Source organism: Petrimonas sp. (assembly GCF_963921705.1).
Classification (GTDB): Bacteria; Bacteroidota; Bacteroidia; order Bacteroidales; family Dysgonomonadaceae; genus Petrimonas; species Petrimonas sulfuriphila.
The window spans coordinates 394,069-410,527 of the sequence record NZ_OY997410.1; the positions used below are offsets into that span (position 1 = coordinate 394,069).

Annotated in this window: 12 protein-coding genes; 6 read left to right on the forward strand and 6 right to left on the reverse strand. The window is 45.9% G+C overall.

Going from position 1 to position 16,459, the window contains the following annotated elements:
- Nucleotides 1-205: 205 nt before the first annotated feature.
- The 3 genes from tgt (at nt 206) to AACM02_RS01690 (ending at nt 3,330) form a co-directional block, all read left to right on the forward strand.
- The gene (gene tgt / locus AACM02_RS01680) at nt 206-1,336 is read left to right on the forward strand and encodes a tRNA guanosine(34) transglycosylase Tgt (RefSeq protein WP_339115877.1); all 1,131 of its coding nucleotides are present in this window, start codon (nt 206-208) and stop codon (nt 1,334-1,336) included.
- Nucleotides 1,337-1,361: 25 nt separating this feature from the next.
- Nucleotides 1,362-2,456 (forward strand): LptF/LptG family permease, encoded by a 1,095-nt coding sequence (locus tag AACM02_RS01685; RefSeq protein ID WP_332455814.1) that lies wholly within the window; start codon nt 1,362-1,364, stop codon nt 2,454-2,456.
- 61 nt (nt 2,457-2,517) lie between these two features.
- The gene (locus tag AACM02_RS01690; RefSeq protein ID WP_339115878.1) at nt 2,518-3,330 is read left to right on the forward strand and encodes a peptidylprolyl isomerase; all 813 of its coding nucleotides are present in this window, start codon (nt 2,518-2,520) and stop codon (nt 3,328-3,330) included.
- A 5-nt stretch (nt 3,331-3,335) separates the two neighbouring features.
- On the opposite strand, the gene AACM02_RS01695 is transcribed toward AACM02_RS01690, so the two are convergent.
- Genes AACM02_RS01695 through AACM02_RS01710 form a run of 4 tightly spaced genes read right to left on the reverse strand, consistent with a single transcriptional unit; the run spans nt 3,336 to nt 7,244 of the window.
- Nucleotides 3,336-4,109: a prephenate dehydrogenase/arogenate dehydrogenase family protein gene (locus AACM02_RS01695; protein ID WP_214063197.1), complete on the reverse strand. Its 774-nt coding sequence runs from the start codon at nt 4,107-4,109 to the stop codon at nt 3,336-3,338.
- Nucleotides 4,106-5,176: a chorismate mutase gene (locus AACM02_RS01700; RefSeq protein ID WP_214063198.1), complete on the reverse strand. Its 1,071-nt coding sequence runs from the start codon at nt 5,174-5,176 to the stop codon at nt 4,106-4,108. Before AACM02_RS01700 ends, AACM02_RS01695 begins: the two co-directional genes overlap by 4 nt.
- 11 nt (nt 5,177-5,187) lie before the next feature.
- A complete protein-coding gene (locus AACM02_RS01705; protein ID WP_339115879.1) occupies nt 5,188-6,360 on the reverse strand; it encodes a pyridoxal phosphate-dependent aminotransferase in 1,173 nt (390 codons plus the stop codon).
- 38 nt (nt 6,361-6,398) lie between these two features.
- Complete coding sequence (locus AACM02_RS01710) at nt 6,399-7,244, reverse strand: prephenate dehydratase (protein ID WP_214063200.1); 846 nt, start codon at nt 7,242-7,244, stop codon at nt 6,399-6,401.
- Between the two features lie 425 nt (nt 7,245-7,669).
- Between AACM02_RS01710 and AACM02_RS01715 the strand changes: the two genes are divergently transcribed.
- The 3 genes from AACM02_RS01715 to trxA all read left to right on the forward strand — a co-directional run bounded on the left by AACM02_RS01715 (nt 7,670) and on the right by trxA (nt 13,436).
- Nucleotides 7,670-9,214: a peptide MFS transporter gene (locus tag AACM02_RS01715; RefSeq protein ID WP_332455811.1), complete on the forward strand. Its 1,545-nt coding sequence runs from the start codon at nt 7,670-7,672 to the stop codon at nt 9,212-9,214.
- 166 nt (nt 9,215-9,380) lie between these two features.
- Nucleotides 9,381-13,106 carry a DNA polymerase III subunit alpha gene (dnaE, locus tag AACM02_RS01720; RefSeq protein WP_339115880.1) on the forward strand — a complete coding sequence of 1,242 codons (3,726 nt, stop codon included), beginning with the start codon at nt 9,381-9,383 and terminating at the stop codon, nt 13,104-13,106.
- Nucleotides 13,107-13,121: 15 nt separating this feature from the next.
- Nucleotides 13,122-13,436, forward strand: coding sequence for a thioredoxin (gene trxA / locus AACM02_RS01725; protein ID WP_332455809.1), 315 nt, complete (start codon nt 13,122-13,124; stop codon nt 13,434-13,436).
- A 147-nt stretch (nt 13,437-13,583) separates the two neighbouring features.
- Here trxA and AACM02_RS01730 read toward each other — a convergent pair whose 3' ends face one another.
- Entirely contained in the window at nt 13,584-14,159 is a 576-nt protein-coding gene (locus AACM02_RS01730; protein ID WP_214062969.1) for a superoxide dismutase, read from the reverse strand.
- 273 nt (nt 14,160-14,432) lie between these two features.
- A complete protein-coding gene (gene ftsH / locus AACM02_RS01735) occupies nt 14,433-16,451 on the reverse strand; it encodes an ATP-dependent zinc metalloprotease FtsH (RefSeq protein ID WP_339115881.1) in 2,019 nt (672 codons plus the stop codon).
- Between the last annotated feature and the right edge of the window lie 8 nt (nt 16,452-16,459).

Sequence of the window (16,459 nt, forward strand, 5' to 3'; positions counted from 1 at the left end):
AATGCTCTCTAACTATTTTTAATCCACAACTGCTAAGATTGTGAGAGCAGAATTCTTATCTTTGCGTTCAATTAATAAAAAGAGACCAGTAATAAAAAGAGACCAGGGGTATTCTGTGATTAAGGACTTATTCGCTGTCAGCGTCCGGCAGTAGTAAGCACGGTTTTCACACAAAACCCGGTTGGACCAAAAGAATTGTATCGTTTTGAAATTTGAACTGCAACATACCGATTCCTCCTCGCAAGCGCGGGCAGGATTGATTACAACTGACCACGGACAGATTAAAACACCCGTATTTATGCCCGTAGGTACCGTGGGAAGCGTGAAGGCCGTGCAAATAACTGAGTTGAAAGACGACATCAAAGCGCAAATTATTCTGGGAAACACGTACCACCTTTACCTGCGGCCGGGATTGGATATTATGCAACTTGCCGGAGGATTGCATAAGTTCAACAGCTGGGAGAGGCCCATTCTGACAGATAGCGGTGGCTTTCAGGTATTTTCACTGGCTGAAAACCGGAAGTTGACAGAAGAGGGGGCTGAATTTCGCTCGCATATCGACGGTTCAAAACACTTTTTCTCTCCGGAGAAGGTGGTAGACATCCAGCGTATAATCGGAGCGGACATCATGATGGCTTTTGACGAATGCACACCCGGCGATGCCGATTACGACTATGCGAAAAAGTCGCTCGAGCTCACGGAGCGCTGGCTGAAAAGATGCATGGACAGGTTCAACGAAACCGAAGGCCTGTACGGACACAAGCAAACGCTGTTTCCCATTGTGCAAGGATGTGTGTATCCCGACCTTCGTCGCCGCGCAGCAGAAAATGTGGCTTCGTTTGAAGCGGATGGAAATGCCATTGGCGGACTGGCCGTGGGCGAGCCCACGGAAAAAATGTACGAAATGGTGGAACTGGTCAACGAGATCCTGCCTAAGGACAAACCACGCTATCTGATGGGAGTAGGTACTCCGGCCAATCTTCTGGAGGGTATAGAGCGAGGTGTAGACATGTTTGATTGTATCATGCCTACGCGAAACGGCCGAAACGGACAGATTTTCACCAAAAACGGCATTCTGAACATGCGGAACGAACGGTGGAAAAAGGATTTTTCTCCCATCGAAGAGGCAGGTGCCTCATACGTAGACACCCTCTACAGCAAAGCGTACCTGCGGCACCTTATTAACACGAATGAAATTTTAGGGTTACAGATTGCATCGGTGCATAACCTTGCGTTTTACACCTGGATCATGCAGGAAGCCCGTAAACATATTATTGAAGGCGATTTCCCTTCCTGGAAACGAACTATGGTGGAAAGGACCATGCAACGTCTGTAGGATTGTGGTTGAATACCTATTGAGTATGAAAAACAAACTCAACCTGTTACGTATAGACAAGTATATCATCAGGAAATTCCTGGGGACATACATCTTCATGATTACGCTTATCTTGTCGATCTCGGTAGTGTTCGATATCAATGAGAAGATTGATAAGTTTATGAGCAACAGCGCTCCACTGAAAGAAATAATTTTTAATTATTACATCAATTTCGTTCCGTACTACGCCAATCTTTTCAGTCCGCTTTTTATCTTTCTGGCAGTAATCTTTTTCACCTCCAAAATGGCTTCCAGTTCGGAGATAATTGCTCTTTTATCCAACGGAGTCAGTTTTAAACGGTTGCTCAAACCCTACATGGTTTCAGCAGCCATTATTGCTGTTTTTTCCTTCGTGATGGGCAGCTTTATTATCCCCCCCGCCAACAAAACGCGTATTGATTTTGAACAAAAATACATCGACCCGCGCAAACGGAAAACGGGTGACAGGGATATACAGTTTAAGGTAGCCGAAGGGACGATTGTCTATTTCGGTAATTTCGATATGGAGTCTAAAACGGGCTATAATTTTTCCATTGATCATTTCGACAGCCTGAAGCTGGTCTCCCGGCTGACCGCCCAATCCATTAAGTACGATTCGTTGTATCACTGGACAATTAGCAATTACCAGATAAGGGATTTCGACGGGCTGGAAGAGAAAATCACCCACGGAACCACCACTGATACCATCATACAAATCGTCCCCAACGATTTTATCGTGGCCAAAACAGACCAGCAGATGATGACTACCCCGCAATTGCTCCGCCACGTCAGAAGCCAGAAGAGAAGGGGATTAGGTAATATTCAAGCGTTTCAGATTGAATACCATTCGCGCTACGCTTCTATATTTTCTGCTTTTATCTTGACCATTATCGGAGCTTCCCTCTCAGCACGGAAGGTGAAGGGGGGCATGGGGCTGAACATTGGAATCGGACTGGCTTTGAGTATGGCTTATATTCTGTTCATGACCATCAGTTCATCTTTCGCCGTAAAAGGGAGCATGAGTCCTTTTGTGGCGGCATGGATACCCAATATTGTTTTTATCGGCATCGCGTTCTTCCTTTACAAGAAGGCGCCAAATTAGGATTTACAATCCGTTGCAGCAGGCATGCCTGCGATCTGTAATTCAAAAAATCAGTTGAGACATGAAAAAATATATCCTTTCCACCGTTCTGTTCGCATTTTCATTGCTCGCCAATGCTCAAACGGAATACCCGGTTATCATTATCGAAACCAATTACGGTACAATGAAAGCCGTTTTGTACGACGACACCCCCAACCACAGCAACCATTTCCTGAAATTAGTAAAACAGGGATACTTTAACGGAACGTTGTTTCACCGGGTAGTTAGGGAATTTATGATTCAGGGAGGAGCACAGGATTCGAAGAATGCTCCTGCCGGAGCACAGATCGGCGGCGGACGTACCGATATGGATATTATGCCCGAGTTCAGGGACAATCATTTTCATAAAAAAGGAGCTCTGGCTGCTCCGAGAAGGGGAGATAACGAAAACCCGCAGAAAAAATCAGACGCCTCCCAGTTCTATATCGTGCACGGGAAGGTATATTCACCGGGACGGCTGGATTCCATGGAAATGGCGGTAAACGTGCCCATCAAAAACAAGATTATCCGCGACCATTACTTACCGCATAAAGACGATCTGGCTAAATTAAAAGCCACTGATGCCAGTGCCTTTAACGCTATGCTGGATTCGGTCCTCCACGTGGTGGATTCGTTGTATGAAGCCGCTCCCGGCAAGTTTTTTCTTCCTGAAGAACTCAAAGAAACCTATTCCACGATTGGCGGAGCACGTCATCTGGACGGTGAATACACCGTTTTTGGCGAAGTCACCGAAGGGCTGGAGGTTATTGACAAGATTGCCGCCCTGCCTGTCGACAGCAACAGCCGCCCTAGATCAGATGCGAAGATTGTGAGGATTTATGTGGAGTCTAAATAGCCACCCTACTCAATATTCTTTCTTACCTGCGTCAAAAATACCTTCATGGCTTCGCTGTCCCTAACTTCGATAATAGCCAATAGTTCTTTCAGCTTCTCCCTGATTTTCACCAATTGATCGGGAGTATAAGGGTTGAACAAGATCTCCGTAAGGAGAAAATCATCTTCCGAAAGCAGCCCCTGTGCTATGTTCATATGCTTTTTGAACGTGGTTCCCGGCGCATCCTGATGCTTCATTACCGATGCAAACACCAATGTGGATGCAAACGGGATGGAAAGCGAGTAAGCGATGGTTTCGTCGTGCTCCCGGAAAGTGTATTCAAACACGTTTAGCTTGAGCCGGCGGTACAGATCGCGAAAAAAAACCTTTCCCAGGTGCGACGACTCCGATATGATAATGGCACTTTGCGTGCTGAGGTCGCTCAGGCTGGCAAACGTAGGCCCGAACATCGGGTGAGTGGAAACATACGGGCGGGTACGTTCCCGGTAAAATTCTTCCAATCCGGTTTTTACCGATGCAATATCACTCAGGATACACGTTTGCGGCAAATAAGGCAGCACACTGTGAAACGCCTCGACGGTGTATTTCAGCGTAGCGGCATTGATCACTAGTTCGGGGGCAAAATCCCGCACCTCCTCCGGCTTTGTCATCCGGAGTGTGTTGTATATGAACCGTAGTTTTTGGGGATCGGTATCCAATACGGCTACTTCGTGATCGAAACTGAGCACATCGGCAAAGAACGATCCCATTTTGCCAGCTCCTAAGATGAGTATTTTCATTTTTTTGCTCTTTCCATTACTTCAAACTGCTGACGAACGGATTCCGTGTGAATGGCTTCCAGGATTTTCAAGGCAAATTCACCCGCCATCTCCATTTTCTCGGCTTGCTCCACGCGGTCCTTGCGGATATGATCGTAGCGTCCGGTCTGGAGTACGGGCATATCGTGCTCCAGCTTGTAGAGCCCTATTTCGCGGGATACGCGCATACGTTTCGATAAGAGTTGCAGGATTTCATTGTCCAGGTCATCTATTTGCCGGCGCAGGTCGGATAAGTCCTCCGTCGATTGCACCTTGTCGCGAATAACCAGTTCATTCAGAATTTCAGCCAGCGTTTCGGGAGAGATTTGCTGGGAACTGTCGCTCCAGGCATCATCGGGGTTACGGTGAGACTCGATGATCAACCCGTAGTAATTCAGGTCCATGGCCTGTTGGGAAATCGTTTTAATCATGGAGCGTTTTCCACCAATATGGCTTGGATCACAAATGACGGGAAGGTCAGGGTAACGGCGTTTCAATTCGATGGGGATGTGCCATTGAGGAATGTTGCGATAAACGGTCTTGTCGTTGGTACTGAACCCGCGGTGAATGACCCCGATCTTCTTAATGCCTGCGTTGTATAAACGTTCAATGGCACCGATCCATAGCTCCAGGTCGGGATTCACCGGATTTTTTATCAGAACCGGGATGTCCACACCCCTTAATGTATCTGCTATTTCCTGTACGGCAAAAGGATTTGCTGTGGTGCGGGCTCCGATCCACAACATATCCATGTTGTATTTCAGAGATTCATACACATGTTTTTCCGTGGCCACCTCGGTCGCCACATACATACCGGTCTCTTTGCGTACCTGCTGGAGCCATTTTAATGCCGGGGTGCCGACCCCTTCAAATCCACCGGGCTTTGTGCGTGGCTTCCACACACCCGCCCTGAAGATCTTCACCCCTTTTTCAGCAAGTTTTTTTGCCGTCTCCATGACCTGCTCTTCCGTTTCCGCGCTACATGGGCCGGAAATAATGATCGGGCGCTTGTCCTCGACCCCGGGTAATAAAATTGATTCAAATTCCATATTTTTCTTTGTCATGTGTTGTAAGTTAAAATTCGATTGTAGGCTTCCTCCATTTTTTCAACGGATGCGCCGAGAGAAATCCGGATATACCCTTCGCCATTGCTTCCGAAGATTACACCGGGGGTAATAAAAACGCGGGCGTTGTACAGGATATCATCGATAAAGTCTTTGCTCGACACCACAGATTCCGGCAATTTTCCCCAAACAAAAAGGCCAACCTGGCTTTTATCGTACTTGCAGTTCAGCAGATCCATAATTTTCTCCGCCCACAAACGGCGTTCGGCATAAATACGGTTCATCTCGTCGTGCCACTCCCGGGTGTTCAGCAAAGCGGCGACGGTTGCCAGCTGCATGGGTTTAAACTGGCCGCTGTCGATATTGCTCTTGGCTTTTAATACCCATCTTACGAACTCTGGATTGGATGCCAGCAGCCCCATACGCCAACCCGACATATTGTGTGATTTGCTCAACGAGTTAAGCTCAATGCAAATGTCTTTTGCACCCTGCACCGACAAGATACTCATCGGACGATCATTCAGGATAAAACTGTATGGATTATCATGACAAATGACAATACCGTGTTTTTTACCAAAGGCCACCAATTTTTCAAACAACGCCAAGGATGCATTTTTACCGGTAGGCATATTGGGATAATTTACCCACATTAGCTTTACCCGGGTCAAGTCCAGCTTTTCCAGGGCATCAAAATCGGGCAGCCACTCATTTTTCTCCAGCAAATCGTACTCGATGACGTTCGCACGAAGAAGTTCCGAAACCGATCTGTAGGTTGGGTACCCCGGATTGGGAACCAATACCGAGTCACCAAAGTTAAGAAATGTCATCGAAACGTGTAAAATTCCTTCTTTTGAGCCGATAAGCGGCAATACTTCGTCCGTCGACAAGTCGACGTTGTAAAACTTCTTATACCATCCGGCATAAGCCTTTCTCAATTCCGGTATCCCGGAGTAGGGCTGATAAGCATGTACATCGGGGCGACATGCCGTATCACACAAAGTTTCAATCGTTTCCTGCGACGGCATTTTATCGGGTGCTCCCACCCCCAGGCTGATGATGTTTTTGCCTTCCGCATTCATTTTGGCAACTTCGGCAAGCTTAACCGAAAAGTAATATTCCGAAATGCGTTTTATGTGCCCGGCAGGTTCTATGTTAAGTACTTTATCCATTTTGTTCGATAGTTGTTAAATAGTTATTCGGTTGTTATTCAGTCGGCAACAATGTGTTTGTCTTCGACATACTCACCCAGCACCTTGAGGTTTCCCACCAAAGGCAGTATGGCCTTGATAGACTGACGGTACCGTTCGAAATTGGAAAAAGTCAGGTCGATGTAAAACTGATATTCCCACTCCCGACCGATAATCGGCAGCGACTGAATCCGCGTAAGGTTGATGTCGTAGAACGAGAGCACCGACAACACCCGGGAAAGGCTCCCTTCACTGTGTGGCAGAACGAAAACAAGCGAAGCCTTGTCTATATCGGATGACTTCCGTATTTCACCGACCATTTCTTCGTGAGCCAATACCAGAAACCGGGTAAAGTTACGTTTGTTGGTTTCTATTCCTTCCCTTATAACTTCCAGGTGATATACCTCGGCGGCAAGCTTGCTGCAAATGGCCGCTATCCCCGGGGTGTTTCCTTCCATTATTTCCCGGGCAGCCAAAGCAGTATCCTCGTGCTCAACGACCTTCACCTGGGGCAGGCTTTCGATAAAATCGGAACATTGCATCAGTGCCATCGGGTGCGAAACAATTTCCCTTATGTCTTGCAAACGTTGTCCGGGCAGCGCCGATAACGTATGGGAGATACGCAATTTATGCTCCCCCGCAATCTTCATGTCGTTGAGCTTAAGCAGGTCGTGATTGAGCAACAGCCCCCCGGCAATCGTGTTCTCGATCGCCATAATTCCAATTAGATGTTCATCTTTTTGAGCTTTTAAAAAAATCTCTTTAAACGTAAGGCAAGGTACAATCTCTATCTCCTCCCCGAAGTAATTGCGGGCAGCAATGTCGTGGTAGGCGCCTAATCCGCCTTGTATGGCAACTTTTTTCATCTGTTTTGAGAGCTAAATCTATTAAAATAAAAAAATCCCGTCGTGCTATCGACAGGATTTTCTATTCAAAAAAGTTATTTTTTATTTCTTCATTTTGCACATCAAATCCTGTTCTACTTACTAAAGTAAAAGTAAAAATAGAAAGAATAGGCAAAATGGTTCTGTTTCATTTTATTCGTTATTTGCGAATATCGGTTGCAAAATTACAACAAAAATTAAATAATACAACAAAAGGAAGAAATATTTTGTTCATTTTTTTCAAAACAGGAATAACTACCCCGTTTGTCGATATTTTTATATTCCATTCAAGTACCGCATGTTATTCCCGTTAGTGGCTGAATCTACAACTTGCCCAAGTTAAATATTTCATTTATTTATGTATATTTGCAAATTAAAAAAATTCCAAACCATCTAAAAAACAATTTATGTTCAAAAATCATCCTAAAGGACTTATTGGCGCCGCCCTTTCCAACATGGGCGAGCGTTTTGGTTTCTACATCATGATGGCGATACTATCGTTATTCCTTTTATCTAAATTCGGACTGGACAAGACACAGGCCACTGTCATTTATTCGATTTTTTATGCTCTGATCTATTTGCTTGCACTTGCCGGCGGCTTCATTGCCGACAAAACAAAAAAGTACAAGGGAACCATCTTGTGGGGCTTGATACTTATGACAATAGGTTACTTCCTGATTGCCATTCCAACACCTACTCCCGTTCCGAATTTTGCGTTGTTCCTGGCCATGACCTGCTTCGGACTGTTTGTTATTGCTTTTGGAAACGGACTGTTTAAGGGCAATCTACAAGCGGTGGTAGGACAAATGTACGACGACCCCAAGTATTCCGATAAGAGAGATACCGGATTTCAGATTTTCTACATGTTTATCAATATCGGTGCCCTTTTTGCTCCGCTTATTGCCGTGGGCATCCGTAACTGGTGGGTTCAACACAATGGCTTTGAATACAACTCCGATCTTCCGGCCCTTAGCCACCAGTTTCTAAGAGGAACCATAACGCCGGAGGCCACACAACGTTTCACAGAACTTTCTGCATCTGTGAGCAAAACACCACCGGCCGACCTCACCGCTTTTGCCAACGAATACCTGAATGTATTCAACACCGGTTTTCATTATGCTTTTGGCGTAGCCATTTTCGCCATGCTGATCTCTCTGACAGTATTCATTATAAACAAAAGAAAATTCCCCGACCCGGCCCTGAAAGCTGCGAGATCCAAAGAAAGCACCGATGCTCAACCGAATGAAAATCAAATGGATTCAAAAGAAGTTCGTCAGCGCCTGTATGCCCTGTTCTCGGTGTTTGCTGTAGTAATCTTCTTCTGGTTCTCGTTTCACCAAAACGGCGTGACCCTCACCTTCTTCGCCAATGAATACACGGATTTGAGCACAATCAATATCGACCTGGGATTTACAAGTATAAAAGGTGCTGAAATATTCCAGTTCTTCAACCCTTTCTTTGTGGTATTTCTTACTCCTGTAATTATCGGACTCTTTGGCTGGCTTAGAGCAAGGGGAAAAGAGCCTTCCACTCCAAAGAAGATAGCTATCGGGATGGGGATTGCAGCCACTGCCTTCCTGGTTATGTCCATTGGTTCACAAGGGCTGCCAGACACGGATACGGCAAGGGCTATGGGCGGACTGACCGATGCGCAACGCGTGACTCCATTTTTGCTTATTGGCACCTACTTTATTTTAACTGTTGCTGAGCTGTTTATCAGCCCTCTCGGATTATCTTTTGTGTCAAAAGTGGCTCCACCCCAATATCAGGGAATTATGCAAGGAGCATGGCTTGGAGCTACGGCTCTCGGGAACCAGCTGCTGATCTTCGGCACCATTTTCTACGAAAGCTTACCGTTGTGGACAACCTGGCTGGTATTTGTGGGCGCGTGCCTTATCTCTATGTTCACCATGTTGTATATGCTGAAATGGCTCGAACGGGTGGCGAAATAGAATAGGATCAACTTTTTCGAAAACGTTGAACTGAACCGGTGGGCAATGCTCACCGGTTTTTGTTTGTTCCCAATGTTGATAACTTCTATCTATTTCTTCTCGGGCCGGCTGTTTTTTTGGCTAAATTTGTTGCTGTTAAAACGGAAAATCCATTTATTTTTCTCTTATGCAGCCATTTGTACATTTACACGTCCACTCCCAATATTCCTTGCTCGACGGACAAGCCAGTATCAACCGGATTGTTGATAAAGCCATGAACGACGGGATGGCCGGAATCGCACTGACTGACCACGGAGCGATGTACGGGATCAAGGAGTTCGTGAATTATATCAACAGTGTCAAATCGAAAACAAAAAACGAAATAAAACAATTGAGCAAGGAACTGGAAAGCAATCCTGCCAGCCAAAAACTAAAAGAGGAGATTGCTGCCAAAACCGCCAAACTCAATTTCAAGCCCATTATTGGCTGCGAATGTTACTGTGCGCGCCGCAACCGTTTTTCACAAACGGAAAAAATTGACGGCAGTGGCTGGCATCTTGTTGTGCTTGCCAAAAACCTGACCGGATACAAAAACCTCATCAAGATGGTATCTAAAAGCTGGACCGAAGGGTTTTATTACCGTCCGCGCATCGACAAGGAACTGCTTGAGCAATATCACGAAGGACTCATCGTCTCCACGGCTTGCCTGGGGGGTGAGATACCGCGGAAAATAGACGATGGCAACGTGGACGGAGCAGAAGAAGCGGTTGAATGGTTTAAAAACATTTTCGGCGACGATTTTTACCTCGAAATTCAACGCCACAAAACCGACCGCCCCGATGCCGACCAAACGACTTTTCCGAAACAGCAACGTGTCAACGAAGAGATTATCAAAATCGGCAAGAAATACGGTGTGAAGGTGATTGCTACCAACGACGCTCACTTCGTAAACGAAGAGGATGCCGAAGCTCACGACCGGCTTATCTGCCTGAGCATGGGGAAGGATTTCGATGACCCCGACCGGATGCGCTATACCAAACAGGAGTGGATAAAAACCACGGCTGAGATGAATCGAATTTTTAGTGATGTGCCTGAAGCGCTCGCCAACACGATGGAGATTGCCGACAAGGTAGAAATTTATTCCATTGATAATCCGGCATTGATGCCTTTTTACCCCATCGACAGTTCGTTTGGAACCGAAGAAGAGTATAAAACCAGGTACCCGGAAGCAACATTGATCGAAAAGTTTGGTGAAACCAATTTTAAGCGGTTGGGAGGATACGACAAAGCAATCCGTATCCAGCTCGAGTCGGACTATCTTAGGCACCTTACCAAAATCGGGGCACGCAAAAAATACGGGGAAGAACTCAGCGAAGAGGTTACCTCACGGTTGAAGTTTGAAATCGATACCATTACCAACATGGGATTTCCCGGGTATTTCCTGATCGTCCAGGACTTTATTAACGCGGCACGCCAAATGGACGTTGCGGTTGGTCCGGGCCGTGGATCGGCAGCCGGATCGGCTGTGGCATACTGCCTGGGAATCACGGATATCGATCCGCTGAAATACGATCTGCTGTTCGAGCGGTTCCTCAACCCGGACCGTATCTCCATGCCTGATATAGACATTGATTTCGACGACGAAGGCCGCGACAAAGTACTCCAATGGGTTACTGAAAAATACGGATTCGAAAAGGTCGCCCGCATCATCACCTACGGGACTATGGCTACAAAATCGTCTATCCGTGATGTGGCCCGCGTGCATAAACTGCCTCTGGCAGAAGCAGACCGGCTGGCAAAACTGGTTCCCGACAGAATTCCCAACGTAAAAAAAATAAATCTTCGGGAAGCCATTGAACACGTTCCGGAACTCAAAGAAGCCGCCAACAACCCCGACCCGCTGGTCCGGGATACGCTCAAATATGCTGAGATGCTCGAGGGGAACGTTCGCAGTACCGGAGTACACGCCTGTGGCGTTATTATCGGACAAACCGATATATCCGACATTGTCCCTATAAGCACTGCTGACGACAAGGAAACAAAGGAAAAGCTGCTTGTGACGCAATACGAAGGCTCCGTCATCGAAGAGACGGGGTTGATAAAAATGGACTTTCTGGGACTTAAAACCTTGACCATCATAAAGGATGCGCTCATAAACATCGAAACAACACACGGCATCAAGATAGACATCAACACCATTCCGCTGGATGATCCAAAAACATACGAACTGTACAGTAACGGCCAAACCACCGGTACATTCCAGTTTGAGTCAACCGGGATGCAGAAGTACCTGAAAGAGCTTCACCCCAGCAAGTTTGAAGACCTGATTGCAATGAATGCCCTGTACCGTCCCGGCCCGATGGATTATATCCCTTCTTTTATCGCCCGCAAGCAAGGAAAAGAGAAGATCGTATACGATATTCCGGTAATGGAGAAATTTCTGGACGAGACCTATGGAATCACGGTTTACCAGGAGCAGGTGATGCTTTTGTCGCGACTGCTGGCCAATTTCACCCGGGGACAATCGGATGAGTTGCGCAAGGCCATGGGCAAGAAATTGGCGGACAAAATGGCGGCCTTGAAAGAAAAATTTATTTCCGGAGGGAAATCCAACGGCTACAAAGAAAAAGACCTGCAAAAGATTTGGACGGACTGGGAAAAATTTGCTCAATACGCCTTCAATAAATCGCATTCCACCTGTTATTCGTGGGTTGCCTACCAGACCGCCTGGCTGAAAGCAAACTACCCATCGGAATATATGGCGTCGGTGTTGTCTAACAACCTGAATAACATCACTGAAATCACCAAGTTTATGGACGAGTGCAAAGCCATGGGCATCAATGTTCTTTCGCCGGACATCAACGAATCGGTACTCAAGTTCTCGGTGAACAAATCCGGCCATATCCGCTTCGGGCTGGCTGCCATAAAAAGTGTCGGCCACGGAGCCGTGGAAGGCATACTGGAAGAAAGGACGAACAATGGCCCGTTTAAAGATGTGTTTGATTTTGTGGAGCGGGTGAATCTATCTTCGTGTAACAAGAAAAACATTGAATCACTGGCATTGGCTGGAGCTTTCGATTCGCTTCCCGGAGTAAAACGGGAACATTTTCTATCGGTAAACAGCAAAGGGGAGGACTTTTTGGAAACGCTTATCCGGTACGGGAACAAGTTTCAGCAGGACAAGTATCTATCCATGAATTCACTTTTTGGAGACGATACATCGTTTATGATCAGCCGCCCCGAACTGCCGAAAGTGGAGAAATTATCCGACCTGGTACGATTGAATAAAGAACGGGAACTTATCGGAATTTATCTGTCGGCACATCCGCTGGATGATTATGAATTCATATTGAACTATGTTTGCACTTCCAGTTGCGCATTGCTACAGGATCTGAATCCCCTTAACGGCAAGGATGTCAGCTTTGGCGGCCTGGTTACCACCGTAAGGGAGGGACAGACAAAACGCGGCAGCCCCTACACGATCATGGCTATAGAAGATTATACTGGCAGCTGTGAGCTGGCGTTTTTCGGAGATGACAGTGTAAATTTCGGGAGGTTTGCGCGCCTCGGACTTTCTATTTATGTCACGGCCAAAATCCAACCCAAGCGATTCCGCCAGGAAGAGCTGGAAATAAAGGTAAGCTCCATCAACCTGCTTTCGGAGGTGAAAGACAAACTGGTTACCAAAATAACACTTCAGCTCCCGATTACCGAACTGGACGACACGTTGGTTTCGGAATTATCGGCTCTGATGAAAAACAATTCGGGCCATTCGTTGTTATATTTCAACATTATCGGCGAAGCGTACAACATGAATGTACAACTTTTTTCGCGTCCGTCTAAAATTCAGGTAAACAAACACCTGATAGACAACTTAAAGAACAATTTGAACATCGACTTCAAAATTAATTAATTCAAAAAAATAACTATGGCATTACAAATTACAGATGCAACACTTAACGAAGTGTTAGCAACAGACAAGTTAGTGGTTATCGATTTTTGGGCTGAATGGTGCGGACCCTGCAAGATGGTTGGTCCCATCATCGATCAGCTGAGTGAAGAATATAAAGACCGTGTAGTGGTGGGAAAAATAGATGTTGACAACAACGATGAAGCCACTTCAAAATACGGTATCCGCAATATTCCCACCGTTCTTTTCATCAAAAACGGCGAGGTAGTGGATAAGGTAGTGGGTGCCGGTGCCAAAACTCTTTTCTCCGAAAAAATAGAGAAGAATCTTTGATGCTACTCTCCCCATTTTAAAACATCCACTCACGGAGCTCCCTTATGGTGCTTCGTGATTTTTTTTTATAGGGTGTAGATATCAAAAAAAGCGCCATATCCTTTTCGGATATGACACTCATACTATATTCTGTATACCAACAGCTTATCAATAGCGGTTGCTCACTACATCCCAATCGATAATCTTCCAGAGCTCTTTCAAGTGATCGGCTCTTCGATTCTGATAATCGAGGTAGTAAGAATGTTCCCAGACGTCGAAACCCAAAATCGGTGTTAGACCTTTTGTCAACGGATTTCCGGCATTAGCTTCCTTTTCGATTGACAGCTTGCCACCGGCATCTTTCGCTAACCAAACCCATCCTGATCCGAAAACCGTAGCTCCGGCAGCGTTGAACTCCTCTTTAAATTTATCGAACGATCCAAACTGTGAGTTGATGGCTTCAGCTAACTTCCCCTTGGGTTCGCCGCCACCATTCGGTTTGAACGATGTAAAGTAAATGTTGTGGTTAAGGGTTTGCCCCGCATTGTTAAAAATTGCTCCGTCGCTCTTCTTTACGATGGTTTCCAAATCTGCATCTTCAAATTTTGTTCCCACAATCAACTTGTTAAGGTTGTCCACATAAGCCTGATGGTGTTTGCCATAATGGAGTTCAACGGTTGTTTTACTGATTACCGGCTCTAAGGCATCGGTTGCATAGGGTAATGCTACTTTTTCAAATTTCATAGTTTCTTTATTTTTAAAATTATTATTTTCGTTGTTGGTTGCTTTTGAATTGTTGCACGTGGCTACTGACGCTGCAAAAATTATTGCTAACACGGAATACTTCATTGCTTTCATAATTGAAAATTTGATTGTTCGTATCCTATTAACGAAACAGCCGTAAAAATGTTCACGCTATTTAGAATGAAACTTAATAATCAGGATGAAAAAACAATAAAAAAACAGTCCGGGCACCGAAACCCGGACTGAGAAATAAGATCACTGCTCCAATAAAACTTACGCTGTAGGAATGGGCGGCAGTGAAAGATCGTCGTTAACGTTCTTAGACTTGTCTTCGCTCTGCAATATTTCCTGCGAACGGGAAATCCAGGGACGTTTTCCGAAAATCTGCTCCAGGTTCTCCGCGTAAATGATTTCCTTTTCAAGCAAGATCTGAGCCAGTTGATGGTGTCCATCGGCATGTTTGAGCAGCATTTCCTTGGCTCTTTCATATTGTTCAGCGATCATGACTTTGACTTCGGCATCAATCAGTTCCGCTGTATTTTCGCTAAAGGGCTTCTGAAAAGTATAGTCCTGTCCTGACGAATCGTAATAGCTCAGGTTCGGCATCTTGTCGCTCATACCCAAATATGTTATCATGCCGTATGCCTGTTTGGTCACACGTTCCAGGTCATTCATAGCGCCCGATGATATCTTGCCGATAAAAATCTCTTCTGCAGCCCTTCCGCCAAGCAGAGCGCAGATCTCATCTAGCATTTGATCCTTGGTGGTAATCTGCCGCTCTTCCGGGAGATACCACGCTGCACCCAACGCTTTTCCACGCGGCACAATAGTGACTTTAACCAACGGATTGGCTTGCTCCAGGAACCAGCTTAATGTAGCGTGTCCGGCTTCGTGGATAGCAATTGATTTTTTTTCATCCTGCGTGATGATTTTGTTTTTCTTCTCCAGACCGCCAATAATCCGGTCAACAGCACTGATAAAGTCTTCCCTTTCAACAAATTTCTTTTTGTTTCGGGCAGCTATAAGAGCGGCTTCGTTACAAACATTGGCAATATCCGCACCGGAGAATCCGGGTGTTTGGCGCGCCAGAAACTCCACATCCACCGATTCGTCAATTTTAATGGGGCGCAGGTGAACCTTGAAAATCTCTTTTCTATCGTTCAAATCCGGCAACTCCACGTAAATCTGCCGGTCGAAACGGCCGGCCCGAAGTAAGGCTTTATCCAAAATATCCACCCGGTTGGTAGCTGCGAGAATGATCACTCCGCTGTTTGAACCAAAGCCGTCCATCTCCGTAAGAAGTTGGTTCAGCGTATTTTCACGCTCATCGTTCGATCCAAAGTTGACGTTCTTTCCACGGGCACGCCCAACAGCATCTATCTCATCAATAAACACAATACACGGCGATTTTTCCTTAGCCTGACGAAACAGGTCGCGAACACGGGATGCCCCTACCCCAACAAACATTTCCACAAAATCGGAACCGGATATGGAAAAGAACGGCACGTTGGCTTCGCCGGCAACCGCTTTTGCCAGAAGTGTCTTCCCTGTTCCCGGAGGGCCTACCAGCAAGGCACCTTTAGGAATTTTCCCCCCCAGGTTGGTGTAATTACCCGGATGCTTGAGGAACTCAACAATTTCCTGAACCTCCTCCTTGGCTTCAGAAAGCCCTGCCACATCTTTAAAAGTAACCTTGGGCCCAGCATCCTTATCGAAAAGCTGTGCTTTGGATTTTCCCACACTGAAGATACCACCGCCACCGCCTCCGGGACCGCCTTGCATGCGTCTCATCATCCATATCCAAAAAACAATGATCAGCAGAAAAGGCGCAAAGGTTAGCAACATGCCCCAAATCTCTGACGTAGTATCGAAACGGACTTTTATGTCGTATGCCTTTTCTTTTTTAACGGTATCAAGGAACTCCGAAGTTCCCTGGGTAGAGGGGATATTTACCTGTATAAACGGGTTGGCGCCAAACCGGCCAGCCTCTTCTCCAAAAACATAATTAACGGACTCGGAACGCACTTTGGCTTCGGCAATGTCTTTATTGCTGTAGACAACGATGCTTTCAATACGGTTATCGTTTACGTATTCCTGAAAATCCGACCAATCTACCTTTTTTATGGTTTTGTTTTGTCCGAAAAATAACATTCCGATAAGCCCCATCGACAAAATGGCGTATATCCAGTAAACATTAAAGGGTTGATTGGGATTTGTGTTTCCCAATCCTCCGGGACGGACCGGCTTTTTTGGTTTATTGTTATCTTGTTGATTTTGGTTGTTATTTTCCATTAACGTCT

What these genes read in the sequence shown, in the direction of transcription:
- AACM02_RS01690 (WP_339115878.1), top strand. Translation starts at nt 2,518, where the DNA reads ATGAAAAAATATATCCTTTCCACCGTTCTGTTCGCATTTTCATTGCTC.
- AACM02_RS01700 (WP_214063198.1), bottom strand. Translation starts at nt 5,176, where the DNA reads ATGGAATTTGAATCAATTTTATTACCCGGGGTCGAGGACAAGCGCCCG.
- AACM02_RS01685 (WP_332455814.1), top strand. Translation starts at nt 1,362, where the DNA reads ATGAAAAACAAACTCAACCTGTTACGTATAGACAAGTATATCATCAGG.
- AACM02_RS01705 (WP_339115879.1), bottom strand. Translation starts at nt 6,360, where the DNA reads ATGGATAAAGTACTTAACATAGAACCTGCCGGGCACATAAAACGCATT.
- AACM02_RS01695 (WP_214063197.1), bottom strand. Translation starts at nt 4,109, where the DNA reads ATGAAAATACTCATCTTAGGAGCTGGCAAAATGGGATCGTTCTTTGCC.
- dnaE (WP_339115880.1), top strand. Translation starts at nt 9,381, where the DNA reads ATGCAGCCATTTGTACATTTACACGTCCACTCCCAATATTCCTTGCTC.
- AACM02_RS01715 (WP_332455811.1), top strand. Translation starts at nt 7,670, where the DNA reads ATGTTCAAAAATCATCCTAAAGGACTTATTGGCGCCGCCCTTTCCAAC.
- ftsH (WP_339115881.1), bottom strand. Translation starts at nt 16,451, where the DNA reads ATGGAAAATAACAACCAAAATCAACAAGATAACAATAAACCAAAAAAG.
- trxA (WP_332455809.1), top strand. Translation starts at nt 13,122, where the DNA reads ATGGCATTACAAATTACAGATGCAACACTTAACGAAGTGTTAGCAACA.
- AACM02_RS01710 (WP_214063200.1), bottom strand. Translation starts at nt 7,244, where the DNA reads ATGAAAAAAGTTGCCATACAAGGCGGATTAGGCGCCTACCACGACATT.
- AACM02_RS01730 (WP_214062969.1), bottom strand. Translation starts at nt 14,159, where the DNA reads ATGAAATTTGAAAAAGTAGCATTACCCTATGCAACCGATGCCTTAGAG.